At 52.0% G+C, this 15,172-nt stretch carries 13 protein-coding genes and 2 pseudogenes; 5 read left to right on the top strand and 10 right to left on the bottom strand.

The features are described 5' to 3' along the window. Window positions 1-232 precede the first annotated feature (232 nt). Window positions 233-1,204: a 5'/3'-nucleotidase SurE gene (surE, locus tag HKK52_RS04135; protein ID WP_169369656.1), complete on the bottom strand. Its 972-nt coding sequence runs from the start codon at window positions 1,202-1,204 to the stop codon at window positions 233-235. Between the two features lie 1,091 nt (window positions 1,205-2,295). Beyond that, window positions 2,296-2,685 (bottom strand): tyrosine-type recombinase/integrase, encoded by a 390-nt coding sequence (locus HKK52_RS04125; RefSeq protein WP_237150694.1) that lies wholly within the window; start codon window positions 2,683-2,685, stop codon window positions 2,296-2,298. 2,756 nt (window positions 2,686-5,441) lie between these two features. Here HKK52_RS04125 and HKK52_RS04115 point away from each other — a divergent pair. Together HKK52_RS04115 and HKK52_RS04110 are read left to right on the top strand one after the other, a co-directional pair. After that, complete coding sequence (locus HKK52_RS04115) at window positions 5,442-5,915, top strand: antitoxin Xre/MbcA/ParS toxin-binding domain-containing protein (protein ID WP_169374179.1); 474 nt, start codon at window positions 5,442-5,444, stop codon at window positions 5,913-5,915. A gap of 20 nt (window positions 5,916-5,935) precedes the next feature. Then, window positions 5,936-6,123 (top strand): annotated as a pseudogene (locus HKK52_RS04110) (restriction endonuclease); the annotation flags it as partial. Between the two features lie 87 nt (window positions 6,124-6,210). Here the strand turns inward: HKK52_RS04110 and HKK52_RS04105 are convergent. Continuing rightward, the gene (locus HKK52_RS04105; protein ID WP_169369654.1) at window positions 6,211-6,540 is read right to left on the bottom strand and encodes a helix-turn-helix domain-containing protein; all 330 of its coding nucleotides are present in this window, start codon (window positions 6,538-6,540) and stop codon (window positions 6,211-6,213) included. A gap of 82 nt (window positions 6,541-6,622) precedes the next feature. On the opposite strand from HKK52_RS04105, the gene HKK52_RS32505 reads away from it, so the two are divergent. Further along, window positions 6,623-7,081 (top strand): hypothetical protein, encoded by a 459-nt coding sequence (locus HKK52_RS32505; RefSeq protein ID WP_237150691.1) that lies wholly within the window; start codon window positions 6,623-6,625, stop codon window positions 7,079-7,081. A gap of 28 nt (window positions 7,082-7,109) precedes the next feature. Here the strand turns inward: HKK52_RS32505 and HKK52_RS04095 are convergent, their stop codons facing one another. The 3 genes and pseudogenes from HKK52_RS04095 to HKK52_RS04090 form a co-directional block, all read right to left on the bottom strand. Continuing rightward, window positions 7,110-7,337, bottom strand: a complete 228-nt coding sequence (locus HKK52_RS04095) for a BPSL0761 family protein (RefSeq protein WP_169369653.1) — start codon at window positions 7,335-7,337, stop codon at window positions 7,110-7,112. 284 nt (window positions 7,338-7,621) lie between these two features. Next, window positions 7,622-8,218, bottom strand: coding sequence for a DUF6088 family protein (locus HKK52_RS32500; RefSeq protein ID WP_237150689.1), 597 nt, complete (start codon window positions 8,216-8,218; stop codon window positions 7,622-7,624). 413 nt (window positions 8,219-8,631) lie between these two features. Then, window positions 8,632-9,429 (bottom strand): annotated as a pseudogene (locus HKK52_RS04090) (TolC family protein); the annotation flags it as partial. A gap of 258 nt (window positions 9,430-9,687) precedes the next feature. On the opposite strand from HKK52_RS04090, the gene HKK52_RS04085 reads away from it, so the two are divergent. After that, the gene (locus tag HKK52_RS04085) at window positions 9,688-10,125 is read left to right on the top strand and encodes a GNAT family N-acetyltransferase (RefSeq protein ID WP_202027635.1); all 438 of its coding nucleotides are present in this window, start codon (window positions 9,688-9,690) and stop codon (window positions 10,123-10,125) included. A 488-nt stretch (window positions 10,126-10,613) separates the two neighbouring features. Here the strand turns inward: HKK52_RS04085 and HKK52_RS04080 are convergent, their stop codons facing one another. From HKK52_RS04080 to HKK52_RS04065, 4 genes are all read right to left on the bottom strand, one after another. Then, window positions 10,614-11,636 carry a sensor histidine kinase gene (locus HKK52_RS04080; protein ID WP_169369652.1) on the bottom strand — a complete coding sequence of 341 codons (1,023 nt, stop codon included), beginning with the start codon at window positions 11,634-11,636 and terminating at the stop codon, window positions 10,614-10,616. A 9-nt stretch (window positions 11,637-11,645) separates the two neighbouring features. Further along, complete coding sequence (locus HKK52_RS04075) at window positions 11,646-13,121, bottom strand: ATPase domain-containing protein (protein WP_169369651.1); 1,476 nt, start codon at window positions 13,119-13,121, stop codon at window positions 11,646-11,648. Beyond that, on the bottom strand, window positions 13,118-13,552 hold the full coding sequence (locus HKK52_RS04070; RefSeq protein WP_237150687.1) for a hypothetical protein: 435 nt from the start codon (window positions 13,550-13,552) through the stop codon (window positions 13,118-13,120). The genes HKK52_RS04075 and HKK52_RS04070 overlap by 4 nt, the downstream gene beginning before the upstream one ends. A 708-nt stretch (window positions 13,553-14,260) precedes the next feature. After that, complete coding sequence (locus HKK52_RS04065; RefSeq protein ID WP_169369650.1) at window positions 14,261-14,536, bottom strand: hypothetical protein; 276 nt, start codon at window positions 14,534-14,536, stop codon at window positions 14,261-14,263. A gap of 122 nt (window positions 14,537-14,658) precedes the next feature. On the opposite strand from HKK52_RS04065, the gene HKK52_RS04060 reads away from it, so the two are divergent. Continuing rightward, the gene (locus HKK52_RS04060; protein ID WP_169369649.1) at window positions 14,659-15,069 is read left to right on the top strand and encodes a response regulator; all 411 of its coding nucleotides are present in this window, start codon (window positions 14,659-14,661) and stop codon (window positions 15,067-15,069) included. The last annotated feature ends 103 nt before the right edge of the window (window positions 15,070-15,172 follow it).

Here is a 15,172-nt window from a genome sequence, read left to right as displayed (position 1 = left end):
GTTTTGGCTTTTTTATTTTCAGAAAGTACCATTGTGCTCTGGGATGGCCTGCCACTATGTAAAAAGCATTCGAAGATGCCTGGATGATCACAAGTCCAAAGTGCGGGGAATAACTTGAACAGCATGCTCGATAGGGAACAGGGGAATGCAAGTGTAAGTTTTTTCTCAATGCAGCACACAGAGACATCTAAAAATGTCAAATGGCCAAAAAATGACCATTTGAATACAGAAGCTACTTCGATAATTTCAAGCTTGAAGCATTCCAGCCTGTGGCCGGGGGCACGCCATAACTTGAGTCAATCAGGGTGACAGCGGCGTAGCCTTGCAGCAATGCACCAACGTCTGTGTCTGTGTTTTCTTTATCTCCAGTAAATGAATATCCGATTTCATAAATTCCAGGTGCTTTTTGAGCATAGGACGTAGTGAATGAATCCTTCGTTGCGAGAGACGTATACTTGGTACCTTTCGCTTCGTGCCTTGGGTAGTTGACATTAAGTACGGTGTGTTGCGGAAGTAGGGCGTTTTGATCGGCGTTATTAATCAGTGCTCTAACAAGGTTAACCAAGTAGGAAGATGCATGGCCAAAGTCAGGCGTCTCAGTGCTGTTAACATCATAATCACCTCCGATCTCCTGGCTGATCGCAATGGCGGGAATACCTTCTTTTGCGGCTTCAAGAGCGGCACCAAATGTGCCCGAGTTGCTGACCGTTGACCCGGTATTTTGACCGGAGTTTGTCCCTGCGATCACCAGGTCTGGCTTTTTATTCTCAAACACTGAGGAAAGCCCAAACAGAACAGAATCTGCGGGAGAACCAGGAACCGCACTGCTACCTTCACCGGCGGTTGTTCCATTTTTTACAGGGCCTACTGACCATACATCCGCATTTTTATATTCTGGTGATTTGGAGAGGTCGGGATGAACAGCGGAAATTTTACCCCAATATGTCTTTCGAGCTCCTGAGCCAGACTGTCCGTTAGAAGGAGCCACCACCGTCACTATGTGGCCATCTTTAGTCAGCGCAGCGTAAGCGGCTCTAATTCCAGGTGCATTCCAGCCATCATCATTGGTTAGGAGTATGCGGAGATGCGTTGACTGAACAGCCATTTTAAGTGGCTCGGTGGCCGTCTCCGATGCCATGCTGAGGCTGGTGAACAATGTGGAGCTCAACATTGCCGACAATAGAGTTAGTTTTGTATTGTTCATTCTGATTCCTTGGGTTGGTTAGTGTTTGGTGAGGCATGATTGATAACTATGCGGGCACTGTGTTTAGTCGATGAGGTCGATAAGGGCTCACTCTCTGGCGTGCTCCCCGTTATTGTCAAACTGTTGAAATTATGTAGGGTCTGAAATTCTAAAAAAAGGCGAGAACAGGCCAAAATAAGAGATCGAAAAAGACACAGGTCGGCGCCACGAAATAGTTAACGCAGACAATTTCCAGAAACATTAAGTAACTTCTTATTTTGCTCACTACGGATAGGATTCAATTCCGGCGATGAGGGCCGTAAGGTATTGCACTTTCCCATAGCCTGGCGTTGATCCAGCCTGATTGCTCCGGAAATACTTTGCGTAGCTCACCCCAAAGTGAAAAAGAAAATCTTACAGTCGAAGGGCAACTACCAATGCCACTGACAAGCCCTGCACCGGATTAACAATGGCCCTCGACTTGGGCAATGTGCGTCAGGAAGAAAACCAGTACTTGTCTGTGCGTTTGATACGCTCAAGCAGCTGCCCAGCGAAGTGCAACGTCTGCTGGGATGGGATGCAGGTGACAACTCCACGTTTGCCATTCACCGTCTCCAGACTAGGTGTGCCACCTCGCTGGGAGGCGGCGGTAATCTCGGTGGATTGTCTTCCTTGGACGATTCCTGACACCTCCATAGCCGCGGAGCACGCCTGATTGGGCCGCTCCTCTCAGAGGAGGATATTTGGAGATGCATACTAGAACGCCATTTTTCATTCGTCCTTCATCGTGGCCAACATTGAAATTACACTCTCCAGCGCAGCAGACGGCCGTAAGCTTTGTGCTCGGTCGGATCCGTAGATCGGGAAATAATCGACACTTTTATGGCGCAAAGTAAAAAACTTTCCGGCCTGCTTCTATTTGCTTGGCTGCGATCTGGGGTTGCTGGAGCGGAACTGTGCGATTTTCAAGATATCGTTCGCCGTCACGCAGGTATTGCTTCGAAGGATCTCAGTTTTCGCCTGTGTAACACTCGGGCCTCGCGCAGTGACGTCGACGGCACCGGCTTTTTAAGAACCATCAGGGAGTTGTAAAGCTGCATTGGGGGGGGGGCTTAATGCGCATCGAGCTTTGGAGTTGCCGCGCGCAGCGCCATGCCTCCAAAGGACGTGCTCGCGTCCACATACCGAAGCGCCGACTTCACATCCTTCCACCCCACATAACTCATCAATCCTTTGATATCCCAGCCGTTAGCTGAAGCCCAAGTCGCAAATCCACGGCGCATGGAGTGACTGCTATAAAGCTCAGCCGAGACACCTGACTGCTTGAGAATACGTCGAAGTAGAGGAATCAAGCTGTTCGAGTTGATGCCGCTCTCGGCGATGTTACCCCAACGATCCACCTTCCTGAACACCGGCCCGCGCGCAATGCCGGCCACTGTGATCCAGTTGATGTAAGCCTGAACGGGACACAGCTTTTTTAGGGCAGGGGTGTGGAATGTCACTCCTAGGTGTTGTCGATCGCCTTTCGTATGAGGCAGATAGAAAGTGATACCTGGCGTGGACAGAACCAGGGGACACGGTCGATGCCGAGTCCGAGGTACCACGTAAAACCATTAACACCTATCGATCCGAGGAGAGTGGAGACGGCCCCGTCGATGTTCAACTGGCGTCCATGCACTCCGTAAAGGGCATGACTCATTCGGCGACCCTAATTGTGGAAACGTTCAGTGGGCAGCGCTTCCTGGAAATGATGCTGCCTTGGCTGGAGAGTAAGCCTCTGGTGAAGAAAGAGCAAAAAGTGACTTACCGGAAGAACAGGATGCTCATGTACGTTGGTATGACTAGGCCAACGCACCTGCTGTGCCTGGCTATTCGAAGCAGCGCGCTGGGCGAGGGGGAGGCGAGAGCTGTGCGAAAGGCAGCGCTGGAGGCGCAAGGGTGGCTGATCAATGAACTCGGAATGTTAGAGCAAACCGTATAGCTCGGCTTCCTAGATGAGTGCCCCGTCAGTATGGGCTTCGCCTGGTAAAGCAGCGTCCGAGCGTTGCGGTTTTTGTCCTGAATACGTAAAACGAGCAATGGGCTGAACGCCTTTATTCACAAGGCCTCCAGAGCGACAATCACTAGTTTGTCCTCGTTTCGCAACGGTCACAGCTGATCCAGAGCCTGGGTGAGGCTGGCAAGCCATCGGGCACTGAACGGCTAGGGTGCACCATGCAATATCCGAGTCTGAGCGCTATCAGATATTACTAACAGCTTCCGGCAGGGGTGCCCGAACCAAACCAAGGTAAGTTAGTAACTCAACTAAATAGATGTTTAGTTGAGTTGGTTGATGTTCTCCAAATAAAGACTGTTAAGGTACCTCTGGCGGTCGGTGGTGCAAAGACTATCTTCAATAGCGCAAATCACTCGTCAGACATGACGTTTCATGACGTTTCATGACGTTCTGATGAGCTCCAACCTAATCTAACAGGGAGCCAAATAATGGAAAAGCCTGTTGAAATTTGCACGTTTGAGCTCGACGTTATATTGGTAGATAAGGCGGGAAAACGCCTACCGAATCCGATGATTACGGTCGCTGTTGACAGTGAAACGCAAGTGATAATAGGGGTATACATTTCGACTGGCAAACCCCGGAGTACGGACAGCATTACGGAGCTTTGAATTCCCAGGCGCGCCAGGAGAATCAAGGGCTAACACGCAGGTTCAGTATTACTCTTTAAACTTGTTTTTTGACTTGTTAACCACCGTAGTTAACAAGTCAAAATTGTAGTTAACAACGGTATCGGACTAGTATTTTCTGAGCTTTTCGTCCAGCCAAATTCTGGCGAGCTTTCAGGGTATTTGGTGGGAGGAAAGCACCACAGGCTTCAATCGCAAGGTGGCACCGCCTAACCTGCAGCATCTGCATTTAAATCAGCCGGCGTTTGTCTTTACCACGCATAGCAGCCCTTCAAATCTGCGCACCAACCCACGCTGAACGCTTCAGATTTCACGCAGCGACGTGTTTTCGGCTGGACTCGCCGCGTAAGTAATACCGTAAACGAGCGAACTGGTCGCAAAAAAGCTCCTTCAATCAAACGAATAGGCGAATCCGCATACGATGCGCGATCACTCTCATCAAGGGCGACATTTCTGGATCCGCTGCTCATGACGTAGAATCATGAACGATGACGGTCACAAAGGCCGCGCCAGAGCCTGTAGTGCGCTGATGATTGCTGGACAAGTGATCTGCAAGCAAATCCGTGAACGTGAGGCGAAAGGCTCGATTTACACGATTACTTCCCATTTTTTTACACGTTACTTCTGAGAACTGCTGGCTTGATCTCCAGCACAAGTATTTCTGCGCAATATTCGCATTCTGTGTAGAAGGTTCAGGAACAAGAAAGGTCGCATGGGCCGCACGGAACGGGCTCTGAAGCCTGCAGAAGTAAAGTCTTTTCCTGGCAGCGAAGCACCCAAGCAAGGGATTTAGTTCTCAAAATGAAAAGAGATTACTTCCGAGAGCTGCTGCAATCTGCGGGCAACCAGGCTAATCCTGAAATACTTTGTTACGTGTAATGTATATTATGTTAAATGATATGTCTGGCTGGAACTTCCCGTGCTTGAGATTAAGACTCTGCCGTCTACCGACGCTGTTCCACCACTCAGACCGCCGAAGCAATTTTGCAGATAAAACGTGAACTAATCGCAAGATAACCTCCCTCTCAAGCGCTATCCATACATTACTTCGGGGTTTTCACGGTCGCTGCGAAAATCTGCGGTCATATCCAATTAATACTTCAGTCCCTGTGGCTCTAGCAATTTTTTACTGCTGCGACCTGTCAGACTGATTCACTATATTTTCTTTACTCGGGTCGGTGCTGCGGTTGCTGGGCTTTAGAGCTGATGGCCAATGTGGTTCGAACTGCGAACGGTGAGCAAGATCATGCAGAGTAGTTTTCAGATTTCCGGAATTCGCGTGCTTGCCGCTTGCGAAATTACTAGTCACCCTCCCCCGGGCTTCAATTGCCTGATTCGGCCGGGTGACAGCGGAAAATTTACCATCCTGGATGCCATCGAGCTTTGTCTTGGCGCCAGGCGTAGTGCTCCCTTTGGGGATACCGACCTTTACAACCTCAACGTCAATGTGCCCATCAGCATTTCAATTACGTTGGGCGACTTGCCGGACGACCTGATCAATTCGGTGCAGGCCACCATGCGCGACGCATCAAATCGGGCTAGGCTAGCTTCAAATGTCGCAAACGAAGTCAGCCAGATGGTTTCTCCTCCTACCCAAACAGCTAAATCGACACCGCCAGCCCGTAAGCCTACGGAATACTTGACCCAAGTCAAAATCGAACAGCTCAGCCAGCTCAGTATTTTCTTGCTGGCCAGGGAGGGTTTCGCCCTCAAAGATGTTCAGGCCATGCTCTCGGTCTCTGAGCTTTACTCGTCATCGAGGGTCATCGGGCGGATCGTCGGCAAGCCCATCCGAACGAGCCAACGTCAGGGTGATGACTCGAAGACAGCTCGCCTTAACGTCCAGCAGAGCGCGGTGGCCTTTCAATACGCGAAGGTTCTAGAACACGCGACGACTGTTTTTGGCACACAGCGGCTTGCCGAAGAATGGCTCGATCGACCTTGTAAGCACCTTGCAGGCAACGTCCCTCTTGATCTTATCGATAACTCTCTTGGGTTTCAGGCTGTCGAAGACTACCTGGAGCGGGTTGAGTTAGGGGTTTATCAATGACCAACGGCCTCGGATGGGTAGGCAAGAACATGGTCATACAGGCCAAAAACTCCACAGGTTCTGTGGGCAACACTGCGGTGTTGCAGGCGATCTCTGCTAAAGCGTTCTACGGCTGTGATGAGGCCATGGTTGTCACGAATTCCTACTGCTGGACGATTTCAACCAGAAGCTGATTGAAGTGTTCCAGACGCAGACAGAACGAGCGTAGGTCCGGCTGCCATTGCAGTGACCATGGCAACCGCTACGGCTATGTGCAACACGCTGCAAGGCCGCCATTCTCGGCGCCCGGATAGGCTTATGGTTGGCTCGGACTCTTTTGATCATGTGCAAGTGAAGCGGTGTCATTGGGTGAAAGCGAAGCTAATTCTATTTCAATATTTTTGAGAAGATCGGATACATTTTGCCGATTTTCTTTGTGCATATATGCAACAACCATCATGGTCAGTGGATGGACGTTGAGCACTGAGGACAACTGTTCCAGCTTTTCCAGTGTGGGGCTTTTCAGGCCTCGCTCCAAGGTGCTCAGATACGTCCGGCTGCTGATATTTGAAAAGTCTTCTTGGGTGAGCTGCTGTCGCTTACGGACCTGTTTGAGCGCAAGGCCAAACGCTGTATTGAGTTCCAATTTGCCGATTCCGCAAAAGGAACGATGAAGCGCTCTCGAAACCTATAGAGCTACAATCTATAGTGTTCATTTTGAGGTGGCTATGTTCACTACTTACCGTCATACAGAAATCGGATTGGAGCTGCCCGATGAGCTGTGCTCCGCTCCCAACCAGCAATTATGGAGCTGCGTCGAGCAGGAGTTGATCTTGCCTTGGTTCTACCTACAGGTGGTACGCCGCTATGGGCGGGAATTAAATGCCACCATGCTGATGCTATATCACGCCCATGAGCTTAAGCAGTACGTCGATTACCAGTCGAAACGAACGTGGATCGAGCAGGTGCAGTTGGTAACCCCGCCATATATGAATGGTCAAGCCAGATGGTTAATGGAGCCGCTGCAACAGGTCTCGCTCGTAGAAGCTCCCACGGATGGCGCCCATTTCCTAGTATTCAAGGTGACCAGCGGCTCTACCTATTCGTTGAGGGACGACATCGATCTCACACTCCCTGCTATGCGTGTCTTGTTCTGTGCAGAGACCGATCTTCGTCACACCAGATAGAACAGAGCGGAGGCGAGACAGCTTTGCTTCAATCATCGCCTGGTAAGCTGAAAACGGGCCCGATGAGCCCTGTTAACAAAGCGGGTTGCTCCTCGAGTCGGGCTGCTAGCACCATGTCAGCTTTGCTTGGGTAATGTCGCAAAAGAAACTTGGCATCGCGCCTTATTTTTTCGGGAAGAGATTTATCGCGGTATAGCTCAACTAAGAATTCGCGAGTCTGAATCACCGCGCGAGTGCGCTCTTCCGGCATGGTCATTTTGATCTCCCAGCAGCTTCAGCAAAAGTTTAGGGTGAAGGTTGATATAATATGCAAGCTCCACCGTACACCCGCGCCTGTCACTTACGAAAGGTGCACACCGATCAGCTTAATTCAAGCCTGATCCTCATCCTTGCTAAAGCTCTAGGTCGCAACGGGGAAACGGTATGTGTACGTTCATGTCGGTTTTTGAGGGCATAGCCACGATTGGGTGGCTCGTCCATGGCGTTTGTACGCCCGCTGCCGCCGCTGACCAAGGCAGCCATAATTCCCTCGCCATCGCGCTAGCTCCAACTGATAGGTAATGAGGTAAGGCAGGACCGCATCCATTTCGGCATTTTGCAATCTAGAAGTTTGCGAAACTCTTCATTGCTCAGCGTATCAGTGATTTTTGACAGAATCTCCTTGGACATCCCCGGCTTTCCAACGTAGTGGAGAGCCGTGAGTACTAATCCTAGATTCGTACCGGCATGCTGAAGGCGGTCTTTAGATACATGCTTGAGACGCACCAAGGCAATCCCGATTTTGATTTCGCGTGAAGAGCCGCTTGTATAATAAGTTGGTAGCACCTGCATTTGTGTGCTGAGGCCTAACCTGCGGACTGCCTCCGCTCCATGTACCTGTATCGTCTCACCGTTAGCTGTGGTGATTACCTTCATAACCGTGAGGGGGCTCGGACGTACTGGACCGATGTAGCTGTTCAACTTGGGGCGCATGTATACGCCTCGGGCCACGCGTTCTAGTAAGCCTGCGAGTACCAATTTGGAAAGTGCTTTATTGACCGCAGAGCGAGAGCCGACTGAGGCGAACTTCGTGCCGATGAAGGGCTGCCCTTTCTTCAGGCGTTTGACTCTCTGGTAGATGACATACGCAACGGACACAAATGCCTCCCCCCACTGGGAAACGTAGAGCTGACCCTTCAGTACCGGCGCACTACACGCCTATGCATTCAACTAGCCAAGCCCGCAGCGTGTGTCACTCGCTCAAGTCGTCTGATAGTCCAAATATTCTGACAGCGCAGATTGCACCAGGCCAGCATAAACGAGTCACGTGTATCAGCCTATGCCATTTTCATTTCTGCGTTTCATGAAATAAAACATGTCTGTTAGCTTAGCTGTACTATTGCAGAGCTGCCCTAGACCGTCCTCTCCCAGAAGCCTTGGCATGCTGGTGATGACGTTAGGTCGATCAACAAGCACTTACTGCCATTGTGCTGCACAACAAAACCAAAAAGGCTGGAATGCAATATCCGATAACGCGCAGACCCGGATATTGCATGGTGCACCCTAGCCGTTCAGTGCCCGATGGCTTGCCTGCCTCCCCCCAGGCTCTGGATCAGCGCGACACTTCCCTGACTGGGTTCTGCTCGGCTTGCGGCAACACCAGTTGCTGGGTAAGCACCGCCTCTTGGCTGACGGTGCCAGCGCGCAACTGCGCCTCCTGACTACCGAACATTGGCCGCCGCCGAGCGTTCGGCAGCCACCACATCGGGGCGGCGCAGGAGCAGGGTCGAAGGCAAGGTCAGCGGTGGCCGAGGCAGGACGAAGGTGAAGTCATTTCGAGATGCTACAGCAGACTCGCTCGGTGCTACGCCCACCAGCACCGCCAAGGCATGTTCGTATTGCTCGCGATCGCGCAGCGAGGTCTGCAGATCGGCAATTGAGGTAGTCAGTTGATCCTGGGCTACCAGCAGTTGGGCGTTTGTGGCAACACCCTGAGTGTACTGGGAATGGATCATGTCCAGCAGCTGCTGATTGATCTTCTGTTGCTGTTGCTACAACCGCACATCGATATTCATCTGCCGCAGCGCGAAGTAGTTACTGGCTACGCTGGAGCTGATGGACAGCCGCACCCCAGCCAGCAAGGCATCGGATTGCTGGGCCGTCGCTTGGCTCGACTCGATGCTACGGCGTACCTTGCCCCACAGGTCCGACTCCCAACTGGCGGGCAAGGTAGCGCTGACGCTGTTCTTGACCCCGCTTGAGGTGGTGTTGGTGGTGCTATCTCCGCCCTCCCCCCGCGAACCCGACAAGCCCACGCCAACCGTCTGCGACAGCCCGGCCCGACTCGACGCCACCTGCGACTTGGCCAGACTGGTCTCGGGTATTGATTCCAACGTCCAGCAGGCTCATTTTTAGTTGGTTGCGACAGGCTGAAAACGGCCAAAAGCAGACCATGGACACGCAGTTAATACGTCAGTAATGTGCAAAGTAATATGTCGCTTTCCCCCTTCTTGATGTCGCGTTTACAACGTCGATTTTTTTGGATTGCTCAAGGGGTTACGCTTAAACATGGAATGTTATGCCAAAAGCCGTTTGGCACCTAAAAGTTGAATTCAAGGAACAATAAAGTGGAAATCAAGATTGATGTATTGGGTTCTCCAACAGAAAAGGATAAAGGAGTTCTGAGTAATAGGTTTTCAGAATATCTTCGAATTCAATATCCAAATCTACCACCAGAATCGGAAGATAAAATATTTATGGTGGTTGCACACGATGAAGTAGGCGACTACATCGGTGCAATAAGCTGTAGTTGTTACTGGGATGGCTTAGAAATTGACACCTTTTGGGTTAAGGAATCTCATCGCGGTAAAAAAGTAGGATCTATGCTTTTGGAAAAAGCAGAAGCGATTGGTGCCAACAATGGGGCAGTAGTTGCATTCTTAAAAACCGTTGATGCTAAAAATTTCTATGAGCGGCATGGGTATGAGATTTATGGTGTTCTTGAGGATCGCCCAATCGGCACTAACCTGTATCATTTAAAGAAACGGCTAGTAAAACATGCATAACAACTGGTTCAAATCGTTCACTTCGCTCAATGGGACGGGCTAAAGCCCCCCCCCTTTAACCAAATGCTGGTCAGAGTCCGCTATGGGTCGGTTGCCGTCCTTCGCGACAGGCAAAGAACGGCCATTAGCAGTCATTCGTAGCAGGGGGAAATTCAACTGAGGGAGCTAGGTGGTTTCAATCAACGTGTTACGGGACTGAACCAATAGATCACCGAGATGACTGTCGCGATCCATATAATACAAAGACATAAGTGCAGAGCGACAAAGTGGTTGTCTTTCATGGGTAGATTGTAATGCTCGAGTGGACGATCAATTAGGGTCTCAAACAAAGGGCCCTCACCTTCGCGATGAGCTTTGCCCATTAAGCTTTCCGAGGTAGCCCTTGCTCCGCAACCACAGGCTGACACTGGCAAACGCTTCTGGAAATTTAGTCTCCGAAGCTAAGGCTCCAGTTTTTCGGTTTTCCGCCAGTTGGCGCTAATGAGAAGTTAATGGTTGACCAACGGTAACGTCACCACGAACTCACTCCCCTTCCCATTACCCTCGCTCGTACCGATGACCTTGCCGCCGTGTGCTTCCACCAGCTCCCGAACTACGGTCAACCCAATGCCCAAGCCGGCCCCGTTGAAACCTATGGCGTGTTCGTCCTGAACGTAAGGGTCAAAAATAAAAGGCAGTGCTTTAGCCGAGACACCGATTCCATTGTCGGAAATACTTATCTTCAAAACGTCGGCCTCTACCGTTACAGACAGCTTGATACTACCGTCGGCCGGAGTGTACTTGGCCGCATTCGCCAGTAGATTATGGAGAATTTGAGCCAGGCGTCCTGGGTCACCACTCACCATCAAGATGCCATCAGGAAGATGGGCGTCGAAATGCTGTTTTTGCTCGGTCATCACAGGGCCACACGCATCAACAGCGTCACTCAGAATTTGCAGCATGTCGACATCGCGGCGATCAATTCGCAACTTGCCCGTGCTCGCGCGGGAGACGTCAAGCAGATCGTCGACCAGTTGTGAAATATGCTGTACTTGGCTCTCGATCAACTCACGCATTCGAGGTAGCTGATCGCTAGGTAGTCGAACCATACGTTCTGCAATCATGCTGATGGGTGTTAATGGATTTCGCAGCTCATGGGCCACCATCGCAAGTACGCTTTTCTGCTGACTCAATGCACGCTCGGCTGCAGCCTGAAGGTCTTGAGCGCTGAGCGCAGCTATGACCAGCTGCGCGTTAGCCTCGCGCAGCTCCTGGTACAAACGCTGCTCCTCCAAGTGAGGGGGGGCTGCAGCATCTGATTGTGCTAGCAGAATCGCCAGCACCAACTGCTGATTGGCCTCGATCACTTGCTCGACCTGCTGGGTATCCACCAGCCGGCTACTGGCGTCGTTCAATTGTTTTTGCAGTGCTGCTAATACGGCGCGTGCTTCAACAGTTTTTTGGCCAAGCAGGAAGAGTTCGTGAGCCGCATTGGCCATCTCACGCTCATTCTTGCCTCCGGCGTTACTCATGAGTCGAGCTCAAACATTTTTATCTCCTGTGCGTACCGCTCCAAAATTCTGTTTTGTCGGTCGACCACCGAGCAGCCCCTCCTGATCTGGCAGCATTTCGCCGATCTGCAAACCGTTATTGTCGATGTGGTACTGGCGCAATTCATCGGAATGGGCGCTGGCCCGCACCTTGACCACCGCCATGATGCGCAGCAAACGGCTCTGCACTTCAATGTAGCGCTGAACGATGATGGCGTCGGTAAGAAATGCTGTGCCGTAAGGGCTGAAGCGCAAGTCGGTGTAGCGGTCTTCCAGCTCTGAGGTCATCAATACGCTGACCCCGGCGCTCGTCAAGGCAGTGACCATGCGCGACAGCGACTCGCGAAAATCTTCGCGGAAGGTCGGTGCCAGCGCCAGCTCGAAGCCAGACAACGAATCGATCACCACGCGGGTGGCTTTCAGCCGGCTGATCTCGCTGAGCAGAAAATGCACGATTTCATCGATGGACAGGTCCGGGGCGCGGCTGTCCACCAGGCCGACCTGTCCGCTCTGGATCAGGCCCGAAAGGGTGGCGTTCTGCGAGTGGTTGGGCCGTTGTTCGAACACCGCGATCACGCCGTTTTCGCCATTGCGCGCGCCTTCGGCCAGGAAGGTCGCTGCCAGAATACTTTTACCCGAGCCCGACGGCCCGGCCACCAGCAAGGAATAGCCACGGGGCAGGCCGCCACCCAGCATCTCGTCGAGCTGTGGCACGCCCATTTTCAGGCGCTTGATCGGGAATTCCAGCGGTGCTTCAACCGGGTTGAGGGTGGCGGGTGCAAAGACCTTGATCCCGGATGTGGCGATGCGGAAGGTGTGCAGCCCGGGCAGCGTCGGCTGGCCGCGCATCTTCATGATTTCCATCTTGCGCACCATCGAATTGCGCTCAACGCTTTGGCGCAGCCAGATCAGGCCGTCGGCCACGGTGAAAATCGGATTGGTGTCGGTTTCGGTGAAGTACTCACCGATCAGGAAGGTCGTGGCCTGCCAGGTGGTCATCAACATGCCCAGTTGCTGAACGAACTGCGGCAGGTTGTTGTTCGGGTTGTCCTGGGTCTGGCTGGCCAGCACCACGGAGCGGAATGAATCGACAAACACCAGCGACGGAGAGTGAGCCTCCACCTCGCTGACGATGCGCCGCAGCACCTCGTCCAGATTCCCGGCCAGGGTGTCGTCAGCCAAGTTGATATAGCGAATCGACTGGTTGATCGCTTCGCTGTCGAAAAAGTCGAATTGCTGCTGGTAACGCAGCATCTTCAGCGGCGGCTCGCCGAGCACCGTGAAAAACAGCGCCGGGCGTTCGGGTGTCGCCAGGGCGAACATCATCTGATGCGCCAGGGTGGTTTTGCCGCAGCCAGGCGGGCCTGCAATCAGGTTGAACGAAAACTCCGGCAATCCTCCTCCCAGCACCTCGTCCAGTCCTGGCACGCCGGTGGCCAGACGGTTGATAGTCACTTTGGTGCTCATGGCGAATTTTCCTGCGAAGGGGTGTCGCTCAAAGAAGGTTCCCACATGCCACGAAGCAAACGTTCGGTGAGCGAAGGCCCGATGAGCGTGGTCAGCAGCTCGTAGAAAGTGGTCAGCAACACTTCACCGAAAAACAGCGCATCGGCATTGCTTTGCTCAACGATTATGGACTTGAGGGCAGTCAGATCCATGCCGGACTGCACTTTGTCGTAGGTACGGGCCAGAAGCGGATGAGTGGAGGCGCACAGATGGAGGCTGCGGCGAAAAAGCGCGACAACCCCTTGTTTGCCGATGATGGGCGTGAGAGCCACATCCATATCACGCAAGGTTGAAATGATTGCCTGGGCGATCCTTGCGATGTCAGCGTTGGGGCCAACACGGTGCGCCAGAGAAGCTACGATCTGGCGGCTCTCTTCGCTTAGCGTGGACATGGCTGACTGATATCTGATGGACAGAGTTTGATGGTACACCCTATAGCTAGCTATCGAGCCCCAATCGGACGGAGCATTACAATTGCTGTCATTTACGTTGGCGGAATAAGTTTCTTTGCAAAACAGTTTGATCGACCGCTTTGGGTCGGTTTCAGCCGGTCGCGACAGGCAGAAGTCGGCCAAAAGCTGACGGCCGATACATGACTGCGTCAGACCAAAAGCAAGATCGAACTATCTGGGAATACACCGACTCACCGTCGCACAGGGATGAGCTGATTGGATCTCCCAACCTTATCCCGGGACTATCACCTTCACTTTTGCCCGAATCAGTCCTTCGGAGGGATAAAGAGGTTCACCCAATAAATCGAATCGCGAGTAGGATCAATCCCATACGCTGGTCAACGTTTGCACCCTTCATACTGAAGCAGCTGATAAATCTCTTCCGAATCTAAGAGCTAATAGCAATGACGCCTACGGAAAGACTTCTGCAGTGGCACGCGAAATGGAAGATTTCAGAGGATACTTTCATTTGTAGGACCTGCCACGCTGAACAGCGAGAGGCCGGGGTTGATTTCGTCCATGTGTCGGGATGCAGGGAAGCGACACTAGGAGTTCAGCCATGGCAGGCACTAGCCGAGGTCCGAGATGCATTTGCAAGCTAGTGCCCTATACTCCTCGTCAGATGAATCGCTCACTTCACGCCTCCTATCACGCCTCTAAATCACTATGGGGCCAACCCGGTAATGTTTTTGGCAGCAAGCGCTCCTGTATGTCTATGGCCTCGAGCATTTCTTTCAGCTCTAAAATTCGATTATTGAATATCTCTCGCTGTTGAGAAAATCGCTTACGTTCCTCCGATACCTCCGCAGCCAAGGAGCGTATGGCCACCCTGTGCTGAGCAGACGTATTCACCAAGGCGTAAATTCCCGACTGGGGACGTTGATCTGATTTATCTGTTAAATTTGAAATAAGAGAGGAAGACATAGCAGCCCCTATGGTTTCGTGTGTTTTCCAATAACGACCAGGTCGTTGGACCCATGTAGTCACCTAGAAAGACGGGCGATTTCATACAAGGTAGCTTTTTCCGAAGAAAAAAGGACACGCTTGTGAACGTAGGATGGAATCATTTACTTCCCGTATCAGGGGAAATTATAGTCATTGAAGACGACCCCACCCTGTGTGCGCTCATGACAGATATTTTGTCTGAAATCGGCATCGAGTCTTGCGCCTTCGGAAGCGCTGACGATGCGTTAACTTATCTTTTAGAGGCTCATGGCCACTGCCCGCTTGTGATCGTGGATCAGGGGCAACCAGGTCAGATACAAGGCGCCGAATTCATCGCAATGGTGAAGGGCAAATGGCCTAGCGTAGCTTCGATTTTAACATCGGGATATGCAATCGAAGAGGCGATGGTTCCGCCATCAACGATTTATCTGCATAAACCATGGGCGTTGGACGATCTCGTACTTGCGGTAGCGACGCTCCTCCAGCCTGGATACCCCCTCCAGAAGATCTGACCTTTCCTACAACGCTCAACATCGGCGCTGGTTTCAGTTGGGTGAATTTGAACGGCTGCTTTGGGTCGATTGCAGCTCCTAACGACAGGCAGAAATCGGCCAG

The organism is Pseudomonas sp. ADAK2 (assembly GCF_012935755.1).
GTDB lineage: Bacteria > Pseudomonadota > Gammaproteobacteria > Pseudomonadales > Pseudomonadaceae > Aquipseudomonas.
The sequence above is the reverse complement of the archived record's forward strand: the minus strand, read 5'-3'. Positions and strand labels throughout refer to the sequence as shown.

What these genes read in the sequence shown, in the direction of transcription:
- HKK52_RS04080 (WP_169369652.1), bottom strand. Translation starts at nt 11,636, where the DNA reads ATGAGTAACGCCGGAGGCAAGAATGAGCGTGAGATGGCCAATGCGGCT.
- surE (WP_169369656.1), bottom strand. Translation starts at nt 1,204, where the DNA reads ATGAACAATACAAAACTAACTCTATTGTCGGCAATGTTGAGCTCCACA.
- HKK52_RS04075 (WP_169369651.1), bottom strand. Translation starts at nt 13,121, where the DNA reads ATGAGCACCAAAGTGACTATCAACCGTCTGGCCACCGGCGTGCCAGGA.
- HKK52_RS04070 (WP_237150687.1), bottom strand. Translation starts at nt 13,552, where the DNA reads ATGTCCACGCTAAGCGAAGAGAGCCGCCAGATCGTAGCTTCTCTGGCG.
- HKK52_RS04095 (WP_169369653.1), bottom strand. Translation starts at nt 7,337, where the DNA reads ATGACCATGCCGGAAGAGCGCACTCGCGCGGTGATTCAGACTCGCGAA.
- HKK52_RS32505 (WP_237150691.1), top strand. Translation starts at nt 6,623, where the DNA reads ATGTTCACTACTTACCGTCATACAGAAATCGGATTGGAGCTGCCCGAT.
- HKK52_RS04115 (WP_169374179.1), top strand. Translation starts at nt 5,442, where the DNA reads ATGGTTTCTCCTCCTACCCAAACAGCTAAATCGACACCGCCAGCCCGT.
- HKK52_RS04065 (WP_169369650.1), bottom strand. Translation starts at nt 14,536, where the DNA reads ATGTCTTCCTCTCTTATTTCAAATTTAACAGATAAATCAGATCAACGT.